Source organism: Streptomyces sp. NPDC043746, from assembly GCF_056436485.1.
The window spans coordinates 1-23,460 of sequence record NZ_JBWKCM010000039.1 but is presented as its reverse complement, the minus strand read 5'-3'; the positions used below and the strand labels follow the sequence as shown (position 1 = coordinate 23,460).

Below are 23,460 nucleotides of genomic sequence, written 5' to 3'. Positions count from 1 at the left end.
CATGCAGCACCGCAAGGCCGTATGGGGGATCAGCCGAAGCGGCCGGAGATGTAGTCCTCCGTGGCCTGGACCGACGGGTTGGCGAAGATGCGCTCCGTGTCGTCTATCTCGACGAGCTTGCCGGGCTGGCCCACGGCCGCGAGGTTGAAGAAGGCCGTACGGTCCGAGACGCGGGCCGCCTGCTGCATGTTGTGCGTCACGATGACGATCGTGAAGCGCTCCTTCAGCTCGCCGATCAGGTCCTCGATGGCGAGGGTCGAGATCGGGTCGAGCGCGGAGCACGGCTCGTCCATCAGCAGGACCTGCGGCTCGACCGCGATGGCGCGGGCGATGCACAGGCGCTGCTGCTGGCCGCCTGAGAGGCCGGAGCCCGGCTTGTTGAGGCGGTCCTTGACCTCGTTCCAGAGGTTGGCGCCCTTGAGCGACTTCTCCACGACGTCCGCGAGCTCGGACTTCTTGTAGTTGCCGTTCAGACGCAGACCCGCCGCGACGTTGTCGAAGATCGACATGGTCGGGAAGGGGTTCGGGCGCTGGAAGACCATGCCGACCGTGCGGCGCACGGCGACCGGGTCGACGTCTCTGGCGTAGAGGTTCTCGTCGTCCAGCAGCACCTTGCCCTCGACGCGGCCGCCGGGCGTCACCTCGTGCATGCGGTTCAGGGTGCGCAGGAAGGTGGACTTGCCGCAGCCGGACGGGCCGATGAAGGCCGTCACGGAGCGGGGCTCGACGGTCATCGAGATGTCGTCGATGGCACGGTGCGTGCCGTAGAAGGCGGTCAGGCCGCTGACGTCGATGCGCTTGGCCATGGGGATCACTTCACTTTCGGTGGCCTCAGCGGCCGGTCTTCGGGGCCTTCCAGCGGGCGATGCCGCGAGCCACCAGGTTGAGGATCATGACGAAGGCGATCAGGACCAGGGCGCCTGCCCAGGCGCGGTCGACCGATGCGGTGGTGCCGACGGCGTACTGCTCGTACACGTACAGCGGCAGGGACGACTGCGCGCCTTCGAAGGGGTTCGGGTTGATCAGCTTCGTGCCGAAGACCAGCAGCAGGACGGGGGCGGTCTCACCGGTGATGCGGGCCACCGCCAGCATCACACCTGTCGTGATACCGCCGATCGAGGTCGGCAGGACGACCTTCAGGATCGTGCGCCACTGCGGGACACCCAGGGCGAGGGACGCTTCGCGGAGCTCGTTCGGGACGAGCTTGAGCATCTCCTCGGTGGAGCGGACGATCACCGGCATCATCAGGATCGCGAGGGCCAGGGCGCCGGCGAAGCCGGACGGGCCGAAGCCGAGCATGAGGTTCCAGGTCGCGAGGACGAAGAGTCCGGCCACGATCGAGGGGATGCCCGTCATGACGTCGACGAAGAAGGTGACGGCCTTGGCGAGCCGTCCCCGCCCGTACTCGACCAGGTAGATGGCGGTCAGCAGACCGATCGGCGTCGCGATGACCGCCGCGATGGCCACCTGCTCGATGGTGCCGAGCAGGGCGTGGTAGACACCGCCGCCCTCTTCGGCGTCGAGGAGACCGCTCATCGAGTGCGTGAGGAAGTAGCCGTCGAGGACGGTGAGGCCCTTGGTGAGGGTGATCCACGCGAGCGAGAGCAGCGGCACGATGGCCAGGACGAAACAGACCCAGACCAGACTGGTGGCGACGCGGTCCTTGCCCTGCCGGCTGCCCTCCACCTTGGCGGTGATGAGGTAGGTGGCGGCCACGAACACCAGTGCGGAGATGAGGCCCCACTGGATGCGGCTCTCCAGCCCGGTGACGAACCCGATCAGACAGCCGGTGGCCACCGAGCCGACGGCGATGCCCGCCGGAGCCCAGCGGGGCATCCTGGCGTGGGCGAGCGTGGCGGTCGTCGGGGCGGCGGCGACGGGGCGCTTTTCCTGGACGGTGTGGCTCATGCGTTGGCCCCCGAGTACTCCTTGCGGCGGGCGATGATCGCGCGGGCCGCACCGTTGACCAGCAGGGTGATGACGAAGAGGACGAGGCCGGAGGCGATGAGGGCGTCACGGCCGAACTCGTCCGCCTCGTTGAACTTCGCGGCGATGTTCTGGGCGAACGTGCCGCCGCCCGGATCGAGCAGCCGGCCGGAGAGCACGAAGCTCGGGGAGAGGACGACGGCGACGGCCATGGTCTCGCCGAGCGCACGGCCCAGGCCCAGCATCGAGGCGCTGATGATGCCGGAGCGGCCGAAGGGGAGGACGGCCATCCGGATGACTTCCCAGCGGGTTGCGCCGAGGGCCAGTGCGGCTTCCTCGTGCATCTTCGGCGACTGGAGGAAGACCTCGCGGGTGACGTTGGTGATGATCGGCAGGATCATGATCGCCAGCAGGATGCCGACGGTGAAGAGGTTGCGGGCCAGGCCCTCGCTGGTCCGCTCGAAGATGTAGGTCCAGCCCAGGTACTCGTCCAGCCACTTGTTCAGACCGTCGAGGTAGGGCACGAGGAAGACCGCGCCCCAGAGCCCGTAGATGATGCTGGGGACCGCGGCCAGCAGGTCCACCACGTAGGCTATCGGGCCGGCCAGTCGGCGGGGCGCGAAGTGCGAGATGAACAGGGCGATGCCGATGGCGACCGGCACGGCCAGCACCATGGCGATGACCGAGCTCACGATGGTGCCGAAGGCCAGGACGGCGATACCGAAGACGGGCGGGTCGCCGGCCGGGTTCCACTCGAAGGCGGTGAGGAAGTTCGCCTCGTTCTTGGAGATGGCCAGGACCGCGCGGTAGCTGAGGAAGGCCGCGATGGCGGCCATGATCACCAGGAGGGTGATACCGGAGCCCCTGGACAGGCCGAGGAAGATCCGGTCGCCGGGCCGGGCCTTGCCGCGGGGGGTGTCCCGCGGCTGCTTTGGTGGCGGCGCTTGTGTGGGTGAGGTTGCTGTTTCCATCTGATGTCTCCGGTCTGCGGAGCCGTGGGGCTCCTGGCGGCGGTGCACCGGAAGGCGCGGCCGACCCCGGTCAGGGGGCCGGCCGCGGCCGGGTCAGGACAGGGTGGGGACGATCTCGCGGACCTTGGCCGCGATCTCCGCGGGCATCGGGGCGTAGTGCGCGTCGGTGAGGACCTTCTGGCCCGCGTCGCTGATCGCGTAGTTCAGGAACGCCTTGACGGAGGGCAGCGTCTCCGCCTTGTTGCCCTTGTCGCAGGCGATCTCGTAGGTCACCAGGATGATCGGGTAGGCGCCCTCGGCCTTGGTGGCGTAGTCGAGCTCCAGGGCCAGGTCGTTGCCGGTGCCCTTGATCTTGGCGGCGGCGATGGCCTTGGAGGCGTTCTCCGTGGTGGCCGCGACCGGCGCTCCGGCACCGGTGTCGATCTTGACGGTGGTCATGCCGCTGGCCGCCGCGTAGGAGAGCTCGAAGTAGCCGATGGCCCCGTTGGTGTCCTTGACGCCCGAGGCCACACCGGCCGAACCGCTGGCGGCCTGGCCGCCCTTGGCCTCCCAGGACTTCGACGAGGCGTCGTACTTCCAGTCATCGGGGGCGGCGATGCTGAGGTACTTGTTGAGGTTCTGCGTCGTGCCCGACTCGTCGGAGCGGTGGAAGGCCTGGATCGCGGTGTCCGGCAGCTTCGCGTCCGGGTTGAGCTTGGCGATCGCCTGGTCGTTCCACCGGGTGATCTTGGTGTCGAAGATCTTGGCGAGGGTCGGGGCGTCGAGGACGAGCTCATCGACACCGTCGAGCTTGAAGCCGATGGCCACCGGGCCGCCGACCATCGGCAGGTTGATGCCCTTGCCGCCGTCCGCGCAGATCTTCTGCGAGGAGGCGACCTCTTCGGGCTTCAGGGCCGAGTCGGAGCCCGCGAAGGCGACCTGGCCCTGGGTGAACTTGGTGATGCCGCCGCCGGAGCCGATGGGCTGGTAGTTGATCTCCACGCCGGGGCATGCGGCCTGGAACTCCTTGACCCACACGTCCATGGCGTTCTTCTGCGCGCTGGAGCCGGCGGCCAGGACCTGGCCCTTGGCGTCGTCGCACTTGATGTCCGAGGCGGCGGCGGTGCTCTTCTGGCCGGTGCCGGCCCTGTCGCCGCCGTTGTCGTCCGAACCGCACGCCGTGAGGACCAGGGCGCCGGAGACGGCGAGGGCACCGAGCGCGGTGGCACGAAGCCGGTTCTTGCGCTGAAGCTTCACTTTCGGGTGTTCCTTCCAGGAGCCGCCGTGGTCTGTTCGTTCTACGACGGCGTGCGATGAGGAGGGCTGCTGCGGCTTGGCGCCGCGCACCGTGTACGTCCGAAATTAGGCAGAACAGGTGAAGCCGCCCACGGGAGAAAGTGAACGGCAGGTGAATCGTGTCGGGCAGGCGGGTGAGGAGGCGCCGGTGGCCGCTGCCTTCGGGTGCGCTGCCGACCGCGCTCTGACCGGGACGTTCGCCGGATTCGGGCGGGGCTTTCGGGGCGCGGGCGGGCTCTCAGGCTCCCGGGAGCGTGTCGAGCAGGGCCGTGAGCTGCTCGCGGTCGCGTGGCTGGGTGAGGCGTACGAGGGCGGCCTCGGGGGCCAGCCACAGGAGGCGGTCCACCTCGGCGTTGGCCGCGAAGGCGCCGCCCGTCGCCTCGGCGGCCCAGTAGCGGACCTCCTTGGGGCGCCCGTCGACGAGATACCGGGCGGTGGGAAGGCGCCGGCCCGGGGCGCAGTGGTGGCCGGTCTCCTCCAGGACCTCCCGTACGGCGGCGGTGAGCGGGTCCTCGCCTCGCTTCAGCTTGCCCTTCGGGAAGGACCAGTCGTCGTAGCGCGGCCGGTGGACCAGGCACACCTCCACTCCGCAGCCGTCCCCGCCCGGGGCGCGGCGCCACAGGACGCAGCCCGCGGCGAGGACGGTGCCGAGGCCGCCGGGGCGCTGCCCGGGTCGGCTCACGGGGCCGTCATGGCCGTCGCGTACGGCCAGGTCTCCCGGAACACCGCCCGCGCCGCCTCCACCTCGTGCCGCTGGTCCGCGTGGAGCACCCCGAGGGCGTACGCGGTGGCCGGGGCGATGCGTGGGGTGCGGGCCGCGGAGGCCGCCGCCGCAGCGGCCTCCGCCGCGTCCCGGTGCAGGTCCAGGGCGTGCCCGGCGCCGGAGAGGACCGGGTCGGCGGTGCCGAGGACGACCTCGTGGGCGTACCGGTGCAGCCGCAGCAGCAGGCGGGCCTGGTGCCAGGCGGTGTCCTGCGCCTCGTTGTACGGCTCCGCGGACGTGTCGGGCGGGAGGGCTGCCACCGCATCGATCAGCTGTTGCTCGGCGCGTTCGGCGGGCCCCAGGAGCGCTTCCGTCCCCCGGCCGGTGGTGCCGGGTGCCAGCGGGACCTCGGAGGCGAGGAGCGCCACGGCGTCGGCGACCGCGTGGAAGCGGGAGGAGCCCAGCGCCTGGAGCGCGGCGGAGTGGGCCCGCGTCCGGGCCAGGGTGAGCTGGCGTTCCAGCAGCGCCCCGGCCCGCGCCGCCCCGACACCGAGGACGGCCCGGCCCTGGGCGCCCGGGCCGGTGGCTTTCGCGGGTTTCGCGGTGGGCTCCGCCCCGCGCGCGGCGGGCAGGGCGGCTCCCGAGAGCCGGTGCAGGGCGTCGACGAGGCGGGTGAGCCGGCCGGCGTACGCGTGTTCGCGGGCGAGGGTGCCGGAGAGCCAGGCCAGTTCCGCTCGGAGGTGGTCGGCCCAGACCGGGTCGAGGGCGTTGCGGAAGGTGTGGAGCGAGCCGCTGATGCGCCGGGCCGAGCGCCGCAGGGCGCGGGCCGCGGCCTCGACCCCCTGGCCGGCCGCGTCCGAGGGGGCGCTGTGCTCGTGGTGCAGCCGCAGGCTGCGCAGGAATTCCGCGGCCTGCCCCTGGAGGTAGGGCGCGAGGACGCCTTCGGCGGTCACCCCGTCAGCGGGGAGGCCGCCGGTGGGACGGTGCGGGTCGGCCGGGGGCTCGGCGGGGAGGCCTGCGGACACGTCCGGGGCGTGGCCCCCCGCCGTACCGGCCTGAGGAATCACGTACTCCGAAACCCCGGCGCCCGGGCCTCCGCCCCCCGGCCCGCTGTCCTCCGGGCCCCCGTTCACGGTGGTGGGGCGGGTCGTCGTCTGGTGGTCAGGGCGTCGCACGCCTGCGCCTCCGGGCATCGATGAGCATCTCCTGGACGTGCCGCAGCGGCTGCCCCTCCGCGTCGGTGGCGTGCCGGGTCCAGTTGCCGTCGGGGCCCAGGTGCCAGGAAGCGGTGGTGTCGGCCATACCGGTCTCCAGGAGTCGGCTGAGTGCGGCGCGGTGGGCGGGGTCGGTGACCCGGACGAGGGCTTCGATCCGGCGGTCGAGGTTGCGGTGCATCATGTCGGCGCTGCCGAACCACACCTCGGGTTCGCCGCCGTTGCCGAACGAGAAGACCCGGGAGTGTTCGAGGAAGCGCCCGAGTATGGAGCGGACCCGGATGTTCTCGGAGAGCCCGGCGACCCCGGGGCGGATGGCGCAGATCCCGCGGACCCAGATGTCGACGGGCACGCCTGCCTGGGCGGCCCGGTAGCACGCGTCGATGATCGCTTCGTCGACCATCGAGTTGACCTTGATGCGTACGTAGGCGGGGCGCCCGGCGCGGTGGTGGGCGATCTCCTTGTTGATCCGGGCGATCAGCCCGTCGCGCAGGGACTTCGGGGCGACCAGGAGGCGGCGGTAGGTCTCGCGGCGGGAGTAGCCGGAGAGCCGGTTGAACAGGTCGGAGAGGTCCGCCCCGACCTGCGGATCCGCCGTGAGCAGGCCGAGGTCCTCGTAGAGCCTGGCCGTCTTGGGGTGGTAGTTGCCGGTGCCGACGTGCGAGTAGCGGCGCAGGGTGTCGCCCTCCTGGCGGACGACGAGCGAGAGCTTGCAGTGGGTCTTCAGCCCGACGAGGCCGTAGACCACATGGCAGCCCGCCTCCTCCAGCTTGCGGGCCCACTTGATGTTGGCCTGCTCGTCGAACCGGGCCTTGATCTCGACGAGGACGAGGACCTGCTTGCCGGACTCGGCCGCGTCGATGAGGGCGTCCACTATCGGGGAGTCGCCGGAGGTGCGGTAGAGCGTCTGCTTGATGGCCAGCACGTCCGGGTCGCCCGCCGCCTGCTCCAGGAAGGCCTGGACGGAGGTGGAGAACGAGTCGTACGGGTGGTGGAGCAGGACGTCCCGCTCGCGCAGGGCGGCGAAGATGTCGGGCGCGGAGGCGGACTCCACCTCGGCGAGGTCCCGGTGGGTGCCCGCGATGAACTTCGGGTACTTCAGCTCCGGCCGGTCCAGCGAGGCGATGGCGAAGAGGCCGGTCAGGTCCAGGGGGCCGGGCAGCGGGTAGACCTCGGCGTCGGACACCTTCAGCTCGCGGACCAGCAGATCCAGCACGTACGGGTCGATGGACTCCTCGACCTCCAGCCGCACCGGGGGACCGAACCGGCGCCGCATCAGCTCCTTCTCCAGGGCCTGGAGCAGGTTCTCCGCGTCGTCCTCCTCGACCTCCAGGTCCTCGTTCCTGGTGACCCGGAACATGTGGTGCGCCAGCACCTCCATCCCGGGGAACAGCTCCTCCAGGTGGGCGGCGATGACGTCCTCGATGGGGACGTACCGCTGGGGGGACGCCTCCAGGAAGCGGGTCAGCAGCGGAGGCACCTTGACCCGGGCGAAGTGGCGGTGGCCGCTGACCGGGTTGCGGACGACGACGGCGAGGTTGAGCGAGAGCCCCGAGATGTAGGGGAAGGGGTGCGCGGGGTCGACGGCCAGCGGGGTCAGCACGGGGAAGACGCGCTGCCGGAAGAAGGTGAAGAGGCGGGCCTGCTCCTTCTCGGTCAGATCCGGCCACCGGATGAGCTGGATCGACTCGTCGGAGAGGGCCGGGGCGATGTCCTGCTGGAAGCAGGCGGCGTGCCGGGCCATGAGCTCGCGCGAGCGGGTCCAGATGAGGTCGAGGACCTCGCGGGGCTGGAGGCCGGAGGCGGATCGGGTGGCGACGCCGGTGGCGATGCGGCGCTTGAGGCCGGCCACCCGGACCATGAAGAACTCGTCCAGGTTCGAGGCGAAGATCGCGAGGAAGTTGGCGCGCTCCAGGATCGGGGTCGACGGGTCCTCGGCCAGCTCCAGCACGCGTTCGTTGAAGGCGAGCCAGGAGCGCTCGCGGTCCAGGAAGCGGCCCTGGGGAAGCTCGTCGCCGTCCCGGTCGGGCTCGTACGCGTCCGCGTCGGCGTCGAGACCGGGGTCCAGGTCGGCGGCGGTGGAGAATCCGGCGCCGGAGGAGGAGTGCGCGACGGCCTGCGGCCGGTGCGCGGCGAGAGCGCTGACGGACGGCTGGGCCGCGCCGGCGGACGGCCGACCGGGGCCGGCGGACGGCTGGGCGGACTGGACCGGGACCTCGGAGCTGGGCTGCTGGCTCATGAACCCATTGTTCCGCCTGGAGGGCGAAGCAGGCGCGTCGGAGCCGGGAAAGATCGCGGAAGGCCCGGGAAACCCGGGGACGCGGTCCGGGGCACGGTCCGAGGCGTCCTCGGGCGCGCCGCCCCGGGCTCTCCCGTTGCGGCGGGGGGCGGGCACGGCTGGCTGCATTCCGTGAGGGTCGCAAGGGCGTCTGAATGGACGGTAACGGAGACATGACGTCCAGGGAGCGGTGTGCCTGCGGCTGGGGCTCGCGGTAACCGTACGTGACCGGTGCCGACGTGTCTTCGCCGCCCGGGCCCACCCCTGTCGGGCCCGGACGGCGAGGTCGGTGCCCGGGCCGGTACCGGCCCGGGCTCAGCCGTGCAGGCGGCGCAGGACCCGGAAGGCGGCGAACACGGCGAGTGCGGCGAGGGCGAGCAGGATGCCGGTCTCGACGAGCTGGAGGGGCCAGTAGTGGGAGGCGGGGTGGTAGTGCACGTAGTTACGTACCACGTCATGCCCGGCCAGGCAGCCCTCGTAGCCGGAAGACATGCCGGCACAGATGTCGTGGGGGAGCCGGTCGCCCCCGCTCGTCACGAAACCGGACTCGACGACGGCGGACCATGTGGGGACCGGGTAGGCGCCTTCCAGGGGGTAGGTGGCCTTCACTGTCGGCCACAGGTGGTCGCGCACCGTGCCGAGGACGACCGTCACCAGTCCGGAGGCGAGCAGGGCCGCCGCCAGCGCCGGAACCGTGCGACGCAGCAGCAGACCGGCGAGGGTGCCCAGCGCGAGCGCCAGCAGCGCACTGGCGACCGGGACCGTTCCCGTGGCGCCGAAGGCCGACGGCTCCTCCCAGATCGCCGGGAACGGGTAGTCGAGCCTGCTTCGGGACCAGGAGAAGGCGGCGGACAGCACCACGATCCCGCCGACCACCGGGACGACGAGGGTGGCGAATCGTGCGGCCAGCCAGGCGGAGGGCGAGGCCGACTGGGTCCAGGACAGCTTGATGCTGCCGGTCTCCCATTCCCTGGCGATCACCGGGCCCGCGACGAAGGCCCCGACGATCGCGGGCAGCGCGATGAGGGCGTAGCCCGCGTAGACGAGCAGTCGGCTGAGGTCGAGCATCCGGTCGGTGAAGTCGCGGGCCGGCTGGAAGCATGCCTCCGTGCTGCTGGACAGGGTGCACCCGGCGTTCGCGAAGTCCGTGACGGCGTGGTCGGCCAGGAGCCCCAGCGCGATCAGGCCGACGACTCCTACGGCGACGGCCGCGCCTGCCGTCCACAGGATCCGTCGGTGCAGGCGCAACAGGACCCGGGAGGGACCCCGCAGCGTCCGGACCTTCGCGGTCAGAGCGCTCATGCGGAAGCCACCGCCTCACGGGCATCGCGAAGCGCACCCGGCATCGCGCTCGGCGTGAGCAGCGGCGGGGCCTCCGGGAAGCGGAGGTGGGCGAGGAGCAACTCCTCCAGGGAGGGTTCCGTGACGGCCCAGAGGGACTCGTCCACAGGGCCCTCCTTCCGTATGAGAGCGGTGAGCTGACGTCCCGTCGTGCGGGACTCGACCACGGTGTGCGGGGTCAGTTCGCGGTCGGCCCGGCCGGTGACCAGGGCGTGGGCGGAGGCGATGTCCTCGGCCTCGCCGCCGAGCCGGACGCGCCCGCCGTCCACGAAGAGCAGGAAGTCGCAGGCGCCCTCCAGCTCGGTGAGGATGTGCGAGGACATCACGATGGTGGTGCCGTGCTCGGCGGTCTCCGCCATCAGCACGCCCATCAGCTCATGGCGGGCGAGCGGGTCGAGGTCGGCCATCGGCTCGTCCAGCAGCATCAGTTCGGGCCGCTTGCCCAGCGCGAGGGCCAGCGCGAGCCGGGTCCGCTGCCCGCCGGAGAGCGTCCGGACCCGGGCTTCGGACGGGAGCGGGGCGGCGATCCGCCAGGCGGTGTCGGCGTCCCACCGCGCCGGGTTCAGCTCGCCGCCGGCCCACAGCGTGTCGGCCACGGTGAGCTGCGGGTACAGCGGCTTGTCCTGGGGCACGTACGCGATCCGCCCGCGTACGGCGGCGGGGTCGGCGGAGCCGAGGACGGCGAGGGACCCGGCGCTCGGCCCGGCGAGCCCGGCCGCCAGGTTCAACAGGGTCGACTTCCCCGCCCCGTTGGGGCCGACGAGTGCGCAGACCCGTCCGGCGGGGAGGCGGAAGGAGCAACCGTCCAGGGCCGGGCGCGCATGCCCTCCGCGCCCGTAGGCCATGGTGAGGCCCCGGGCCTCGATCGCAGCACCTGTCATCAGTCCTGGTCCCCCTTGTACGTGCTGTCCAGTACGGCTGTGAAGAGCGCGCTGACGTCGTCCTTCTCCAGCCCGGCCGACCGTGCCCGGCGGGCCCAGTCGGCGAGTTCGGTGCGCAGCGGCGCGTCGGCGGCGGAGGCCTCGGCCGCGCCGCCGAGTGTCCTGCGGACGAAGGTGCCGAGCCCGCGCCGCGCCTCGACGAGGCCCTCGCGCTCCAGTTCCCGGTACGCCTTGAGGACGGTGTTCGGGTTGATGGCGGTGGCCTCGACGACCTCGCGGGCGGTGGGCAAGCGGTCCCCGGGCTCCAGGACGCCCAGGCGCAGGGCCTGCTTCGTCTGCTGGACGATCTGGAGGTAGGTGGCGACGCCGCTGCGCCGGTCGATGCGGAACTCGACCGCTGCGGACTCTGCCATGTTCACCACCCTTTCACTAATTGAGTAGTGAAAGGGTGGCCTAAGGGAGGGGCGGCGTCAAGTGACGCCGCCCCTGAGCGTGTCCGGGAGAGGTCTACCGCGTCCGTGCGGAACGCAGTTCCTCGTTGATGCGCTGGGCCTCTTCGAGCTGGTCCTCCAGGATGACGATGCGGCAGGCATCCTCGATCTTGGTGCCCTGGTCCACGAGTTCCCGGGCGCGGGCGGCGATGCGCAACTGGTAGCGGGAGTAGCGGCGGTGGCCGCCTTCGGAGCGCAGCGGCGTGATCAGGCGGTTCTCGCCGAGTGCGCGGAGGAAGGCGGGCGAGGTGGAGAGCATCTCGGCGGCCCGGCCCATGGTGTAGGCGGGGTAGTCGTCGTCGTCCAGGTGGTCGGTGGGGCGGGTACTGCGAGGGGGCATAGACCTCTTCTTTCGGGGACACGTCCGGTCTGGGGGGCGTGCACACGTCGGGGGGCCCGAGCGCCGTGCGGCGCTCGGGCCCCGAGCTTTCAACACCATCTGCCGGCCGTTGCGGCCGGCCCTCTTTTTCCGCCGGTCCGCCGGTGAGGGCGGGGGAGCGGGGATCGCGGATGCGTGACCGGGGACCACCTTCCGTTCTGGGGCCTGCGGTACCCGGGCGGTGTGCGCCTCGCCCGGGCGATCCTGATGGTGTCTGCTCCTTACCTCGGTCGGTTCGGTTCATCGGCCGGACAGGGCGAGTACGGTGTACGCCCCCTGGGGGCCTTCCGGCCCGGCGACCAGCGGAGGAACCCACTGCTTCCGGCTCCACCACTCCACCGCCGTGCCCTCTTCGCTGTCCGGCTGCACGAGAAACACTAGACCCGTCAAAAGCGGGATGTCTACTCCCGCCGCGATAGATTTTCTTCCGGGCGCGGGTGCGGGGTTCAGGACTCCGCGCGGTACATCAGGTCCACCTCATGGGTCGTGAAGCCGATCCGCTCGTAGACCGTCACGGCCGCCGTGTTGTCCGCGTCGACGTAGAGCATCGCGGTGGGCAGTGCCTGCGCGGCCAGGTGGTGCAGGCCGATCGCGGTGAGCGCCTTGCCGAGGCCGCCGCCCTGGGCTTCGGGGAGCACGCCGACGACGTACACCTCGCCCAGCTGCTCCTCCGCGTGCACCTTCGTCCAGTGGAAGCCCACGATCTCCCCGTCCCGCTCGGCCAGGAAGAACCCCTTCGGGTCGAACCACGGCTCGGCCTTGCGGTCGTCCAGGTCCTGCTGGGTCAGGGAGCCCTGCTCGGGGTGGTGGGCGAAGGCGGCGCGGTTCACGGCGAGCCAGGCGGCGTCGTCCCGGCCCGGCTCGAAGGTCCGTACGGTGACGCCTTCGGGCAGTACGGGCTCCGCGAGGTCGAGGGGGACCAGGCCGCGGCGGAGCTGGCGCAGCTCGCGGAAGAGGGAGAGGCCGAGCACCTGTGCCAGGTGCCGGGCCGCCGAACTGCCGCCGTGCGCCCAGACCCGCAGCCGCTTCCCGGTCGCCGCGAGGAGCGCGGCGCCCAGGGCCCGCCCGTGGCCGGTGCCGCGGCGTTCGGGGTGGACGACGAGCTCGGCGGCCGGGGCCTCGACCGGGTCGGTGTCCTCCAACTGCGCGTAGCCGGCGAGGCTCCCCTCGCTGATGAGCAGGAAGTGGCGTACGCCGACGCGGTGTCCGCCGCGGATGCGGAGCCTTCCCTGCTCGGAGACCGCCTGCCTGCCGTCGAACCGGGCCGCCTCGCCGAGGAGTTCGAGGACGGCGTCGGCCTGTTCGGGGTCGAGTACGTCGAGCGCCTGGATCTCACGCCCGGGGGAGGGAAGGGGTGTCTCAGTCGTCATGGGACGAGCGTACGGGGGGTGGGTGCGCGGTCGGGGTGCGTACGGGAACGGGCGGGGCGGCGGTCACACGGCCGCCGTGACCACCGGCTCGCGCCGACCCGTGCCCGCCCGCGCGCCCACTCGCGTACGCGCGTACTCACTTCGCCAGTGCGAACAGATGGGGGATCGCGATGACGAGAAGGGGCAGGGGCAGCCAGACGGCATAGGGCGGGCCCCAGGCCCGGGGCCCGGCCGTCCCGGTGGGGCGGAGTCCGGGGTGGCGTGACAGCGCCATGAGATGGTCGGCCACCGTCTCCACGGTCACCGGCCGGCGCGGCAGGCGGGCCAGGAGCGGCGGGAGGAAGGGTCCGGGCATCCGGTCCACGACGCGGAGGCACCCGTCTCGCCGGGGCACGACGGTGCCGAGGTCGGCCCAGGGGACGTGGTCGACCGAGAAGAGGCCGGGGATCGCCACCCCGTCGCGGTCCGCGGTGATCTTCCACGCGGAGAGGCGGCAGTGGATCCAGAGCCCCGCGGCCAGCCCCCACCCCCGAAAGAGCCAGTCCGCCCAGTTGAACGCGCCGAGATCCCGGTCGTACGCGAAGGGCCCGAACACCACCAGGAGCGCGAGCCATACGACTGCCAGCACCCGGCTGCCCGGCCCGGCGCCCCACGCCAGGGGAGTGGCGCTCGGGGTGAGTTCGCCCGCGAGCACCTCCTGCCGCGCCCGCCGCTCCCGGGCCAGGGCCCGGCGCCGGTCACGACGGCTGTTCCGCGTCCGCTCCATGCGGTCCGCCCCTTTCTCGGCGTCAGCCCATCGCTCGGAGGGTGGGTGTGCGTGCGTCCCGTGCGGGGCTCCCTCCCGGTGCCGCACCCGGTGCCCACCGCGTGCGCACGGTGGACGCGGTGGAAGATGCGGTCGGCCGTGGTGCCGTTCACCGAATGTCCCCAACGGAGACGCAGATCACGCGACCTTCCGGGAGCTGGGAGTCTGAATAATCACTCTTCAGGGGTATTTCACATTATTTACCCACCAGTATCTTTCACATCTGCATCACGTAAGTGATGAGAATGTGTTGATGAGACTGAGGGGGATATGACGGTGCATATACCTGCACCTGAGGAGCGTGGGCGGCTGTGGACCGGGGGGAGTCTCCGCTATCTGGCGGGGAGTCTGGTGCTGGCGCTGTCCGTGACGCTGCTCGACGGAAGTGCGGCGGTGGCCGCGGGCCAGCGCCAGGAGCCTGTCGCGCCGGAGAAGCCCGCCGCTGTCACGCAGGCCGCTGACATACCGTCCGCCCGTGTCGCCGCCCGGTTGTCGGGCAAGCGGGTGGAGGCGCTGTCGGAGCGTACGGAGACCTCCACGACCTGGGCTAACAAGGACGGTTCGCTCACCACCGAGCTGACGGCGGGTCCGGTCCGTTTCGAGGACGAGGCCACGGGCGAGTGGCGTGATGTCGATCTGGACCTGGTCGCGGGCGACGACGGTTCGGTGGAGCCGAAGGCGCACCCGGAGGGGCTGAAGCTGGCGGGCCGTACCGGCACGCCGCCGACCTCGCTGCGGGCGGCCCAGTCGGCCAAGGCCTTTGACCTGGTCACCCTGGGCGAGGGCGACGAGCAGATCACTCTCCAGTGGAAGGGCGCGCTGCCGACGCCGAAGCTGGAGGGCACGCGCGCGGAGTACGTGAACGCCGTGCCGGGCGCGGATGTGGTCGTGGAGGCGACCCGGACCGGGTTCGAGCAGTACGTCGAGATCAAACAGCGGCCCGCAGTCGAGAGCTACACCTACACGCTGCCGCTGAAGGCCAAGGGCCTGGACGTCGAACAGCAGCCCGACGGCAGCGTGTTGTTCACGGACGCGAAGAACAAGAAGACCGCCGTCATGCCCGCACCGGTGATGTGGGACGCCACCGTGGACGAGGTCTCCGGTGAGCACACCCGCCGGGTCCCGGTGGCGATGAAGGTCGTGAAGAACGACGAGGGCGTCGACCTGGTCGTCACCCCGGACGCGAAGTTCCTCGCGGACCCCGCCACCAAGTACCCGGTCATCGTCGACCCGTCCACATCGGCGCTCTCCAACGTCTTCGACACCTATGTCCAGCAGGGCGAGACCCGCGACTGGTCCACCGACGTCGAGCTGGACCTCGGGAACCCGGGCACGAAGAACGCCAACGGCACGCCCCGTACGGCGCGTTCGTTCATCTCCTGGAACACCGCGCCCATCGCTGACGCACTCGTCACGGACGCCAAGCTGAGCCTGTGGAACTTCCACTCCGGCAACACCGACTGCAAGCCGCAGTCGTGGGAGGTCTGGTCGGCCGGAGCCGCCTCCACCTCCTCGCGCTGGACCGCGCAGCCGGCGTGGACGGCGAAGAAGGCCACCTCCACCGAGACCAAGGGCAACCCGTCCTGCACCTCGGCACCGGACGGCTGGATCAACGCCAACGTCACCACCCTGGTCCAGGAGTGGGCCTCGGCGAAGGCGGCCCGGTCCCACATGGGCCTGCGGGCCACCAGCGAGACGTCGGTGCCGCAGTGGAAGCGGGTCAACTCCGCCAACGCCGCGAAGAACCCGCCCAAGCTGGTCGTGACGTACAACTACCGGCCGCGTACGGGCACGAAGCAGGAGGCCGGTCCGCCGTTCTTCTCCTACGGCGGTGCCTACACGGTCAACACCGTGCGTCCCACTCTGCGCGACACGTTCGTCGACCCCAACGGTGACAAGATCCAGGGCGCGTACCAGATCTTCGACAACGCCACCGACACCCAGGTCGGGGACGTCCTGCGCTCGGCCTTCGTCCCCTCGGGGCAGCCCGCCCCGGTGACGGTTCCGGCGGGCGTGCTGGCCAACGGCAAGACGTACAAGTTCCGCAGCAGCCCGTACGACGGGACGCACTACAACCTGGGCTGGTCGGCGTGGAAGACCTTCACGGTCGACACCACCGCCCCCTCGGCCCCCACGAAGATCGTCTCGACCGACTACCCGGTGGACAAGTGGGTCAAGGGCGCCGGCCAGGCCGGTACGTTCACCGTCACCCCGCCCTCCGGCAGTGACCACAACTGGGTCGAATGGTCCCTGGACGGGCTGACCTGGACCAAGGTCACCACCGGCGGCGCCGCCGCGGCCAAGGCCATCAGCGTGACCCCGCCGAAGGACGGCACGCACGCCCTCCAGGTGCGGGCCGTCGACAAGGCCGACAACAAGTCCGAGGCCATCGACTACACCTTCCACGCCGGGCCCGGCGGGTTCATCCAGCCGTCCGAGGGCGAGCGCACCGCCCGCCGTCTGCCGCTGGTCGCCGAGGCGGAGGCTGCCAAGTTCACCGGCGTGGCCTTCTCCTGGCGCCGCTCCGAGGCCGACCCCTGGGTCCGCATCCCGGCCGGACAGGTCACTTCCGGCGGCACCCAGCTGACCGCGTGGCCGGTCCCCATGACCAACGGCCGCAACGCGCCCCTGGTCTGGAACGCCACCGAAACCGTCGACCCGGACGGCAGCGTCCAGCTCAAGGCCGACTTCACCGGCCCCAACAACGCCACCGGGGCCACCGAGCCGCTCACCGTCATCGTGGACCGCAACGCCTCCGGCGCCGCCACCAGCGACGTCGGCCCCGGTTCGGTCAACCTGCTCACGGGTGACTACACGCTCTCCGCGTCGGACGCCTCGGCGTTCGGCCTGGCCGTCTCCCGTACGGCCTCCTCGCGGAACCCCGACAAGGGGGCGCAGCAGGAGGGCCAGGTCGCGATCTTCGGCAAGGAGTGGGTCTCGGGTACCGCCGCCGAGCTGACCGATTCGGACTACGCCCAGCTGCGCAGGGTCTCGGACACCGCCGTCACCGTCGTCGACGCCGAGGGCGAGGAGCTGTTCTTCACCGCGAACGCGGCGAAGACCGGGTGGATCCCGGAGCCGGGCTCCGAGGACCTCACCCTCACCGGCAGCGTGACCGGTTCCTTCACCCTCTCCGACACCGAAGGGACCGTCACCGAGTTCACCAAGCCCGACCCGGGCGTGCCCACCTGGCAGGTCAGCTCCACGCTCCTGAACGGCCTGGCGAACTCCACCACCACGGTCGTCTCCGAGGCGGTGACGGTGGACGGCAAGAAGCTGGCCCGCCCCAAGCGGATCATCGCTCCCACCTCCGCCACGACCACGGCCACCTGCACGGCCACCCCGACCGCCAAGGGCTGCCGCGGGCTGGAGTTCGTCTACGCCACCTCCACCACGGCCACCGGCTCCGCCTTCGGTGACTACGCCGGACGCGTGAAGGAGATCCGGCAGTGGTCCACCGAGCCCGGTGCCGCCTCCGCGACCTCCAAGGCCGTGCAGTCGTACGCGTACGACGGAAGCGGGCGGCTCCGCCAGACCTGGAACCCGCTGACCAGCCCCGCGCTCAAGACCGAGCACAGCTATGACGCGGCGGGCCGGGTCACCACCCTGGCCCCGGCGGGCGAACTGCCCTGGACCTTCACCTACGGCAAGGCGGGCAACGCCGCCACCGCCGGTGACGGCATGCTCCTCAAGGCATCCCGCCCCGGCCTCCAGCAGGGCACCACGGGTACGGAGTCCGGTACGGCCGCCACCAGCGTCGTCTACGACGTACCGCTGACCGGCACCACCGCCCCGTACAAGATGGGCGCGGCGGACGTGAGGACATGGGGCCAGCTCGACGCCCCGACGGATGCGACCGCGGTCTTCCCGGCCGACTCCGTACCGGCATCCGCCACGGGCGGTTCGCTGACCAGCACCTTCTACAAGCGGGCCGACATCACCTACATGGGTGTCTCGGGCCGCACGGTCAACACCGTTTCTCCCGGCGGCCACACGGCCACCACCGAGTACGACCGCTTCGGCAACACCGTCCGTGAACTGTCGGCGGCCAACCTGGCCGTCGCCCGGGGGACCACCGCCGCCGACCGTGCCGTACAGGCCGATCTCGGGATCGACCGGCTCACCGTCGCGGAGCGCGCCGACCTGCTGGCGACCACCTCCGTGTACGACGAGAAGGGCATCCGGGAGCTGGAGGAGTTCGGCCCGCTGCGGCGGATCGACCTCACCACCGACCTCAAGTCCGGCACCACCACCCTCGTCCCCTCGGGTACGTCGGTGACGGCCCGGACCTGGACGGTCAACGAGTTCGACGCCGGGCGCCCCACGGACGGTACGGCGAAGGTCAGGGACCAGGTCACCAAGGTCACTACCGGTGCGCAGGTGCGTGAGCACCCCACCGTGCTCGGTGAGCCGCGGGTCACGCAGACGGTCTACGACTGGGCCAAGGGCCTGCCGACGAAGACGGTCAAGGACCCGGGTGGTCTCGCGATCACCGAGACCACCGAGTACGACGCCCAGGGCCGGATCACCAAGCAGCTGCTGCCCGGGGCGACCGGCAGCGACGCCGCGACCCGGGTGACGACCTACTGGTCCGCCACCGGCACGGGCACCTGCCAGGGCCGCCCGGAGTGGGCCGACCTGGTCTGCTCCACCGGACCGGCCGGTGCCATCACCGGCGGCGGCAGCAACCCGACCGCCCTGCCGACCACCACCACCGAGTACAACTGGTGGGGCAGCGCGGCCAAGGCGACGGAGACGGCCAACGGCGTCACCCGCACCACGACCACCACCTACGACAACGCCGGCCGTCAGACGAGGGTCGCCATCACCGGCGGCACGGGCCCGGCGGTCCCGGAGGCCACCACCGAGTACGACCCGGCCACCGGCCGGGCGGTCAGGACGGTCTCGCCGACCGGCGGCACCATCACCAAGGTGTTCGACAAGCTCGGCCGCCAGGTGTCCTACACCGACGCCGACGGCGGGAAGACCACCACCGAGTACGACCTGCTCGACCGCCCGGTCAAGGTCACCGACAGCGCCCCCTCGACCGTCACCTACACCTACGACCACAACGCCGAGCCGCGCGGCCTGGCCACGAGGACCACCGACTCCGTCGCCGGCGCCTTCCACGCCACGTACGACGCCGACGGGTCGGTCAGCTCCGAGAAGCTGCCCGGCGGCTACACCCTCACCCAGACCGAGGACACCACGGGTGCCACCACCGACCGCACCTACACACGCGACAGCGACGGCACGATCGTCTACTCCGACACCGTGACCGAGTCCGTCCACGGGCAGGTCACCAGCCACGACGGCTGGTCGGGCCAGACCTACCGCTACGACGCGATCGGCCGCCTCACCACCGTCGAGGACACCGCCGACACCGTCTGCACCCGCCGCGCCTACACCTTCGACGCGCGCACCAACCGCAAGTCCCGCACCACGGCGACCGGTACCCCCGGCGCCGACTGCCCCACCACCGGAGGGACCACCACCAACCACACCTACGACAGTGCCGACCGCCTCGTCGACAGTGGTCACGTCTACGACGCGTTCGGCCGCACCACCGCCCTGCCGGGCAGCACCATCGGGTACTACGCCAACGACCTCGCCCACCAGCAGACCGCGGGTGGCAAGCGGCAGACCTGGCAGCTCGACGCCGCCCATCGCTTCCGCTCCTGGAAGGTCGAGACAGGCAGCGGCTCCACCTGGACCCAGACCGCGTCCAAGCTGAACCACTACGACAGCGACAGCGACAACCCCCGCTGGATCACCGAGGACACCGCGTCGGGTGCCCTGACCCGCAACGTCGACTCGGCCTCCGGGGACCTCGCCGCCACCACGAGCAAGACCGGCGACACCGTCCTGCACCTCACCACCATCCACGGCGACGTCGCCCTCAAGCTCCCGCTGACCGCGGGCGAGGCACCCGTCGCCCTGGACTCGGACGAGTACGGCAACCCGCGCGTCGGCCAGGAGGCGACCCGCTACACCTGGCTCGGCGCCAAGCAGCGCTCCACCGAGACCCTCACCGGTCTCACGCTCATGGGCGTCCGCCTCTACAACCCGGCCACCGGCCGGTTCCTCTCCACCGACCCGGTCCACGGAGGGAACGCCAACGCCTACGAGTACTGCACGGCCGACCCCGTCAACTGCTACGACCTCGACGGCCGGTTCGGCTGGAAGAAGTTGGCGAAGAGGGTCGGCGGATTCGTCAACCGCAACATCGGGACCATCGCCACGGTCGCCTCGGTGGCGAGCATGTTCGTGCCCGGGCTGGGGCTGGTCGCGCTCGGACTGAACGCCTACAGCGTCTACCGGTCGGCGAAGAGCGGTGACCGACTCGGTGTGGCCCTCGCCCTCCCGGGTGTGGGCATCGCGGGTCGTGCCTACCGGCTCGGCCGGAAGGCCAACCAGGCGAAGAAGGCGTACAACACGGCCAAGTCCACCCGAATCAGAAAGAAGGGCTCCAGCAAGCGAGCTGTCGCCAGGTCCGGTGCGCGCTACCGTTCCGCGGCGGGTAGGGCCACCCGCTGGGGTCGCTACGACGCCCGGTACACCACGTTCGGTGTCCACGTCGCGGTCGCCCAGAGTCACTGGAACAACCGGCGCCGCTGAATGACCGGAAAATAGATGTTCCCGCAAGGGCGGGGCTCTCCTGCCCCGCCCTTGCGCCCCGTCCCATCCATACCCTTCATCATGAAAAGGCCCGAACGTGGACCTCAATTGGCTCGTCGTCCGATGGATCCTGGTCCTCGGCCGCCTCATCGGCCACGACCCCTCGCCGGAGGAGCGGGCCGAGGAGCAGGACCTCTGCCGCCGTCTCTCCCGCCGGGAGAAGGTCCCAGCAGACGATCTGGAGTTCGCCTACGGCGCGGCGATCTCCGCCTGGTGGGGCGGAATCATGACCTCCATGGTTCTGGTCGTCCTCGGGCTCTTCCTCGAAGACGTCCACCCCTCCTTCGACGTGCTGGTCCTGGTGGCCCTGCTCACCATGGGCATCGCTCTCGCGCTCGTCTTCCTCTGCGCCCTGCGCAACTGGATGCTCGACCGCGCCGACCCGCAGACCCTGGTGGGACGCATCGCAGCCCGTCTCTCCCGCCCGCGCGCGTACGACTTCTGGCTGGCGGCGGCGGGTTCCGTGTGGCCCGCTCTCTGGGGGGCCGGAATGGTGTGAGGCCGTGAACGCCCTGAGGGAGCTGGCGGCGCCTTCACTCTCCCTCTCTCCTCCTCTTCTCGTCAGAAAGCTGAACCCATGGACATCGCCTGGTACATCGCCCGCTGGGCGCTCCCCCTCAACGCGCTGACCGGCCACCGGCCCCCGCCCGAGGAGCGGGCGGACGAACGCGAGGTCTGCCTCCGGATCGCCCGGGGTGAGGAGGTCGACAACGAGGACCTCGACGTGGCGTACCCGGCCGCGTGCGGGGCCTGGGGTGGGGGTCTCATGGTGAGCATCCTGCTCTCCGCACTCTTTCTCGCCCTCGGGGACCACGTTCATCCGGTCTTCGAGACCCCCGGCTTCGTCTCCCTGCTCGCCATGGGCCTCTGCCTGGGCCTCTTCCTCATCTGCCACTGCAGGGACTGGCTGCTCGACCGCGCCCACTACGCCGACCCGGACGCCTGGACGGGACGGGTCGCCGCCCGTCTCTCCCGCCCGCGCGCGTACGACTTCTGGCTGGCGGCGGCGGGTTCGGTCTGGCCCGCGATGTGGGCGGCGGGGTACGTCTGAGGGGATGGGCGAAGGCAGGCCCTAAGGCAGGCGCGAAGGTAGGTCCGTGAGCCAATTGGCCGGATGGCAACCAGGTTGTAACCCCTGACACCTGTTGCGCTACGCGCGTTGACTCTAGGCTGCGGCACGCAGGATTCCAGACGTGCGACACAAGGGGACCGATGTCAGCGACTCCGCAGAAGAAACGTGCCTCCCGGCGGGTGCTCGCCGCCGTGGCGGGGCTGGCCACCGTGGGCGCCCTCGTCGCCGCGATGCCGGCCGGGGCCCACGACCGGGGACCGGGCCAGGGACACGGCCAGGGGCACGGGCACGGCCACCAGCCCCGTACCGTCGACGTGCAGTTGCTGTCCTTCAACGACCTGCACGGCAACCTGGAGCCCCCGGCCGGTTCGGCGGGCAACGTCACGAAGACGCACCCGGACGGCACGGTCGAGACGATCCCCGCCGGTGGCGTCGAGTACCTGGCGACCTCGCTGCGCACCGCGCGCAAGGGCAACCCGTACACCATCACGGCCGCCGCCGGTGACATGGTCGGCGCGAGCCCGCTGCTGTCGGGCCTCTTCCACGACGAGCCGACGATCGAGGCGCTCAACGGGCTGAAGCTGGACGTCTCGGCGGTCGGCAACCACGAGTTCGACGAGGGTGCCGCCGAGCTGGCCCGCCTCCAGAACGGTGGCTGCCACCCGGTCGAGGGCTGCTACGAGAAGGGCAAGAAGTTCAAGGGCGCGGACTTCCCCTACCTGGCGGCCAACGTCACCAAGGAGAAGACCGGCAAGCCGCTGCTCAAGCCGTACACGATCTGGAAGAAGAACGGCGTCAAGATCGGCTTCATCGGGGTGACCCTGGAGGGCACGCCGGACATCGTCACCGCCGAGGGCGTCAAGGGTCTCAAGTTCCACGACGAGATCGAGACGATCAACAAGTACGCCAAGGAACTGGACCGCAAGGGCGTCAAGTCCATCGTGGCCCTGATCCACGAGGGCGGGGCCCCGGCCTCCACCTCGTACAACTACGACTGCGACAGCCCCGGCGCGGGCGACGGCATCTCCGGCCCGATCGTCGACATCGCCAGGGGCATCACGCCGAAGGTGGACGCCCTGGTCACGGGCCACACCCACCAGGCGTACGTCTGCACGGTCCCGGACCCGGCGGGCAAGCCGCGGATGGTCACCTCGGCCGCCTCCTTCGGCAAGCTGTACACGGACACCACGCTCACCTACGACCTCCGTACGAAGGACATCGTCCGTACGTCGGTGAAGTCCGCGAACCACGTCGTGACCCGGGACCAGCCCAAGGCCACCGACATGACCCGCCTGATCGAGCGCTGGAACCGCCTCGCGGCCCCGATCGCCAACGCGCCGCAGGGCTACATCAGCGCCGACATCAACGGCCGGGGCTCCACGGCCCCCGAGAAGCCGCTCGGCAACGTCATCGCCGACGCCCAGCTCGAAGCGCTCGCCCCGGCCGACAAGGGCGGTGCGCAGATCGCGTTCATGAACCCCGGCGGCATCCGCGCGGACCTCGTCTACAAGGCGTCCGGCAGTGAGGGCGACGGGGTCGTCACCTACGGCGAGGCGTTCACCGTGCAGCCGTTCACCAACATGATGAACGTCGTCGACCTGACCGGCGCCCAGCTGGTCACCGCGCTCCAGCAGCAGGTCAGCGGAGCCAACGAGGCCGCACCGAAGATCCTCCAGGTCTCCAAGGGCCTCACCTACACCCTGGACCTGACGAAGACCGGCGCGGCCCGCGTGGTCACCGACACCATCAGGCTGAACGGCGAGGCGATCGACCCGGCGCGCACCTACCGTGTCGCGATGAACGAGTTCCTCGCGGGCGGCGGCGACGGCTTCCCGGCCCTCGGCCAGGGCACGAACAAGCTGGTCGGCGCCTCCGACCTGGAGGTGTTCAACACCTACCTGGCGGCCCACTCCTCGGCCGCCTCCCCGCTGGCCCCGCCGGCGACGGACCGGATCACGGTCATCCAGTAAGCAGTGGTACGGGGTCGGGGGAATCCACATGGGCATACGCGCGTTCGACGATCACCGCTCCATGATCACCGGTTCAGAAGGCGTACGCATCTCCCGTGGCGGGCGC

At 70.9% G+C, this 23,460-nt stretch carries 18 protein-coding genes; 4 read left to right on the top strand and 14 right to left on the bottom strand.

Translation table 11 applies throughout. From position 1 onward, the window contains the following. Positions 1-29: 29 nt before the first annotated feature. From pstB to AC0682_RS28810, 14 genes are all read right to left on the bottom strand, one after another. Complete coding sequence (pstB, locus tag AC0682_RS28875) at positions 30-806, bottom strand: phosphate ABC transporter ATP-binding protein PstB (RefSeq protein WP_478536105.1); 777 nt, start codon at positions 804-806, stop codon at positions 30-32. A 25-nt stretch (positions 807-831) separates the two neighbouring features. Beyond that, positions 832-1,908: a phosphate ABC transporter permease PstA gene (gene pstA, locus AC0682_RS28870; RefSeq protein WP_478536104.1), complete on the bottom strand. Its 1,077-nt coding sequence runs from the start codon at positions 1,906-1,908 to the stop codon at positions 832-834. After that, a complete protein-coding gene (pstC, locus tag AC0682_RS28865) occupies positions 1,905-2,897 on the bottom strand; it encodes a phosphate ABC transporter permease subunit PstC (protein WP_478536103.1) in 993 nt (330 codons plus the stop codon). Before pstC ends, pstA begins: the two co-directional genes overlap by 4 nt. A gap of 93 nt (positions 2,898-2,990) precedes the next feature. Next, positions 2,991-4,133 carry a phosphate ABC transporter substrate-binding protein PstS gene (gene pstS / locus AC0682_RS28860; RefSeq protein WP_478536102.1) on the bottom strand — a complete coding sequence of 381 codons (1,143 nt, stop codon included), beginning with the start codon at positions 4,131-4,133 and terminating at the stop codon, positions 2,991-2,993. Between the two features lie 277 nt (positions 4,134-4,410). Beyond that, positions 4,411-4,854 carry an NUDIX hydrolase gene (locus AC0682_RS28855; protein ID WP_478536100.1) on the bottom strand — a complete coding sequence of 148 codons (444 nt, stop codon included), beginning with the start codon at positions 4,852-4,854 and terminating at the stop codon, positions 4,411-4,413. Continuing rightward, on the bottom strand, positions 4,851-6,068 hold the full coding sequence (locus AC0682_RS28850; protein ID WP_478536099.1) for a CHAD domain-containing protein: 1,218 nt from the start codon (positions 6,066-6,068) through the stop codon (positions 4,851-4,853). Before AC0682_RS28850 ends, AC0682_RS28855 begins: the two co-directional genes overlap by 4 nt. Beyond that, entirely contained in the window at positions 6,037-8,328 is a 2,292-nt protein-coding gene (locus AC0682_RS28845; protein ID WP_254812049.1) for an RNA degradosome polyphosphate kinase, read from the bottom strand. Before AC0682_RS28845 ends, AC0682_RS28850 begins: the two co-directional genes overlap by 32 nt. 354 nt (positions 8,329-8,682) lie before the next feature. Continuing rightward, on the bottom strand, positions 8,683-9,669 hold the full coding sequence (locus tag AC0682_RS28840; protein ID WP_478536097.1) for a hypothetical protein: 987 nt from the start codon (positions 9,667-9,669) through the stop codon (positions 8,683-8,685). Then, positions 9,666-10,589: an ABC transporter ATP-binding protein gene (locus AC0682_RS28835; RefSeq protein ID WP_478536096.1), complete on the bottom strand. Its 924-nt coding sequence runs from the start codon at positions 10,587-10,589 to the stop codon at positions 9,666-9,668. The genes AC0682_RS28840 and AC0682_RS28835 overlap by 4 nt, the downstream gene beginning before the upstream one ends. Next, positions 10,589-11,002: a GntR family transcriptional regulator gene (locus tag AC0682_RS28830; protein ID WP_478536094.1), complete on the bottom strand. Its 414-nt coding sequence runs from the start codon at positions 11,000-11,002 to the stop codon at positions 10,589-10,591. Before AC0682_RS28830 ends, AC0682_RS28835 begins: the two co-directional genes overlap by 1 nt. A 94-nt stretch (positions 11,003-11,096) precedes the next feature. Continuing rightward, positions 11,097-11,420, bottom strand: a complete 324-nt coding sequence (locus AC0682_RS28825) for a MerR family transcriptional regulator (RefSeq protein WP_254812048.1) — start codon at positions 11,418-11,420, stop codon at positions 11,097-11,099. A gap of 279 nt (positions 11,421-11,699) precedes the next feature. Next, positions 11,700-11,828, bottom strand: a complete 129-nt coding sequence (locus tag AC0682_RS28820; RefSeq protein WP_478536093.1) for a hypothetical protein — start codon at positions 11,826-11,828, stop codon at positions 11,700-11,702. Positions 11,829-11,905: 77 nt separating this feature from the next. Then, complete coding sequence (gene mshD, locus AC0682_RS28815) at positions 11,906-12,829, bottom strand: mycothiol synthase (RefSeq protein WP_478536092.1); 924 nt, start codon at positions 12,827-12,829, stop codon at positions 11,906-11,908. A 136-nt stretch (positions 12,830-12,965) separates the two neighbouring features. Beyond that, a complete protein-coding gene (locus AC0682_RS28810) occupies positions 12,966-13,595 on the bottom strand; it encodes a hypothetical protein (protein WP_478536091.1) in 630 nt (209 codons plus the stop codon). Positions 13,596-13,904: 309 nt separating this feature from the next. Here AC0682_RS28810 and AC0682_RS28805 point away from each other — a divergent pair, with 309 nt between their 5' ends. The 4 genes from AC0682_RS28805 to AC0682_RS28790 all read left to right on the top strand — a co-directional run bounded on the left by AC0682_RS28805 (position 13,905) and on the right by AC0682_RS28790 (position 23,354). Then, a complete protein-coding gene (locus AC0682_RS28805) occupies positions 13,905-20,252 on the top strand; it encodes a DNRLRE domain-containing protein (RefSeq protein WP_478536089.1) in 6,348 nt (2,115 codons plus the stop codon). 97 nt (positions 20,253-20,349) lie between these two features. Further along, positions 20,350-20,811 (top strand): hypothetical protein, encoded by a 462-nt coding sequence (locus AC0682_RS28800; RefSeq protein ID WP_478536087.1) that lies wholly within the window; start codon positions 20,350-20,352, stop codon positions 20,809-20,811. A gap of 78 nt (positions 20,812-20,889) precedes the next feature. After that, positions 20,890-21,363 carry a hypothetical protein gene (locus AC0682_RS28795; RefSeq protein ID WP_478536086.1) on the top strand — a complete coding sequence of 158 codons (474 nt, stop codon included), beginning with the start codon at positions 20,890-20,892 and terminating at the stop codon, positions 21,361-21,363. A 161-nt stretch (positions 21,364-21,524) separates the two neighbouring features. Beyond that, entirely contained in the window at positions 21,525-23,354 is a 1,830-nt protein-coding gene (locus tag AC0682_RS28790) for a bifunctional metallophosphatase/5'-nucleotidase (RefSeq protein ID WP_478536085.1), read from the top strand. The last annotated feature ends 106 nt before the right edge of the window (positions 23,355-23,460 follow it).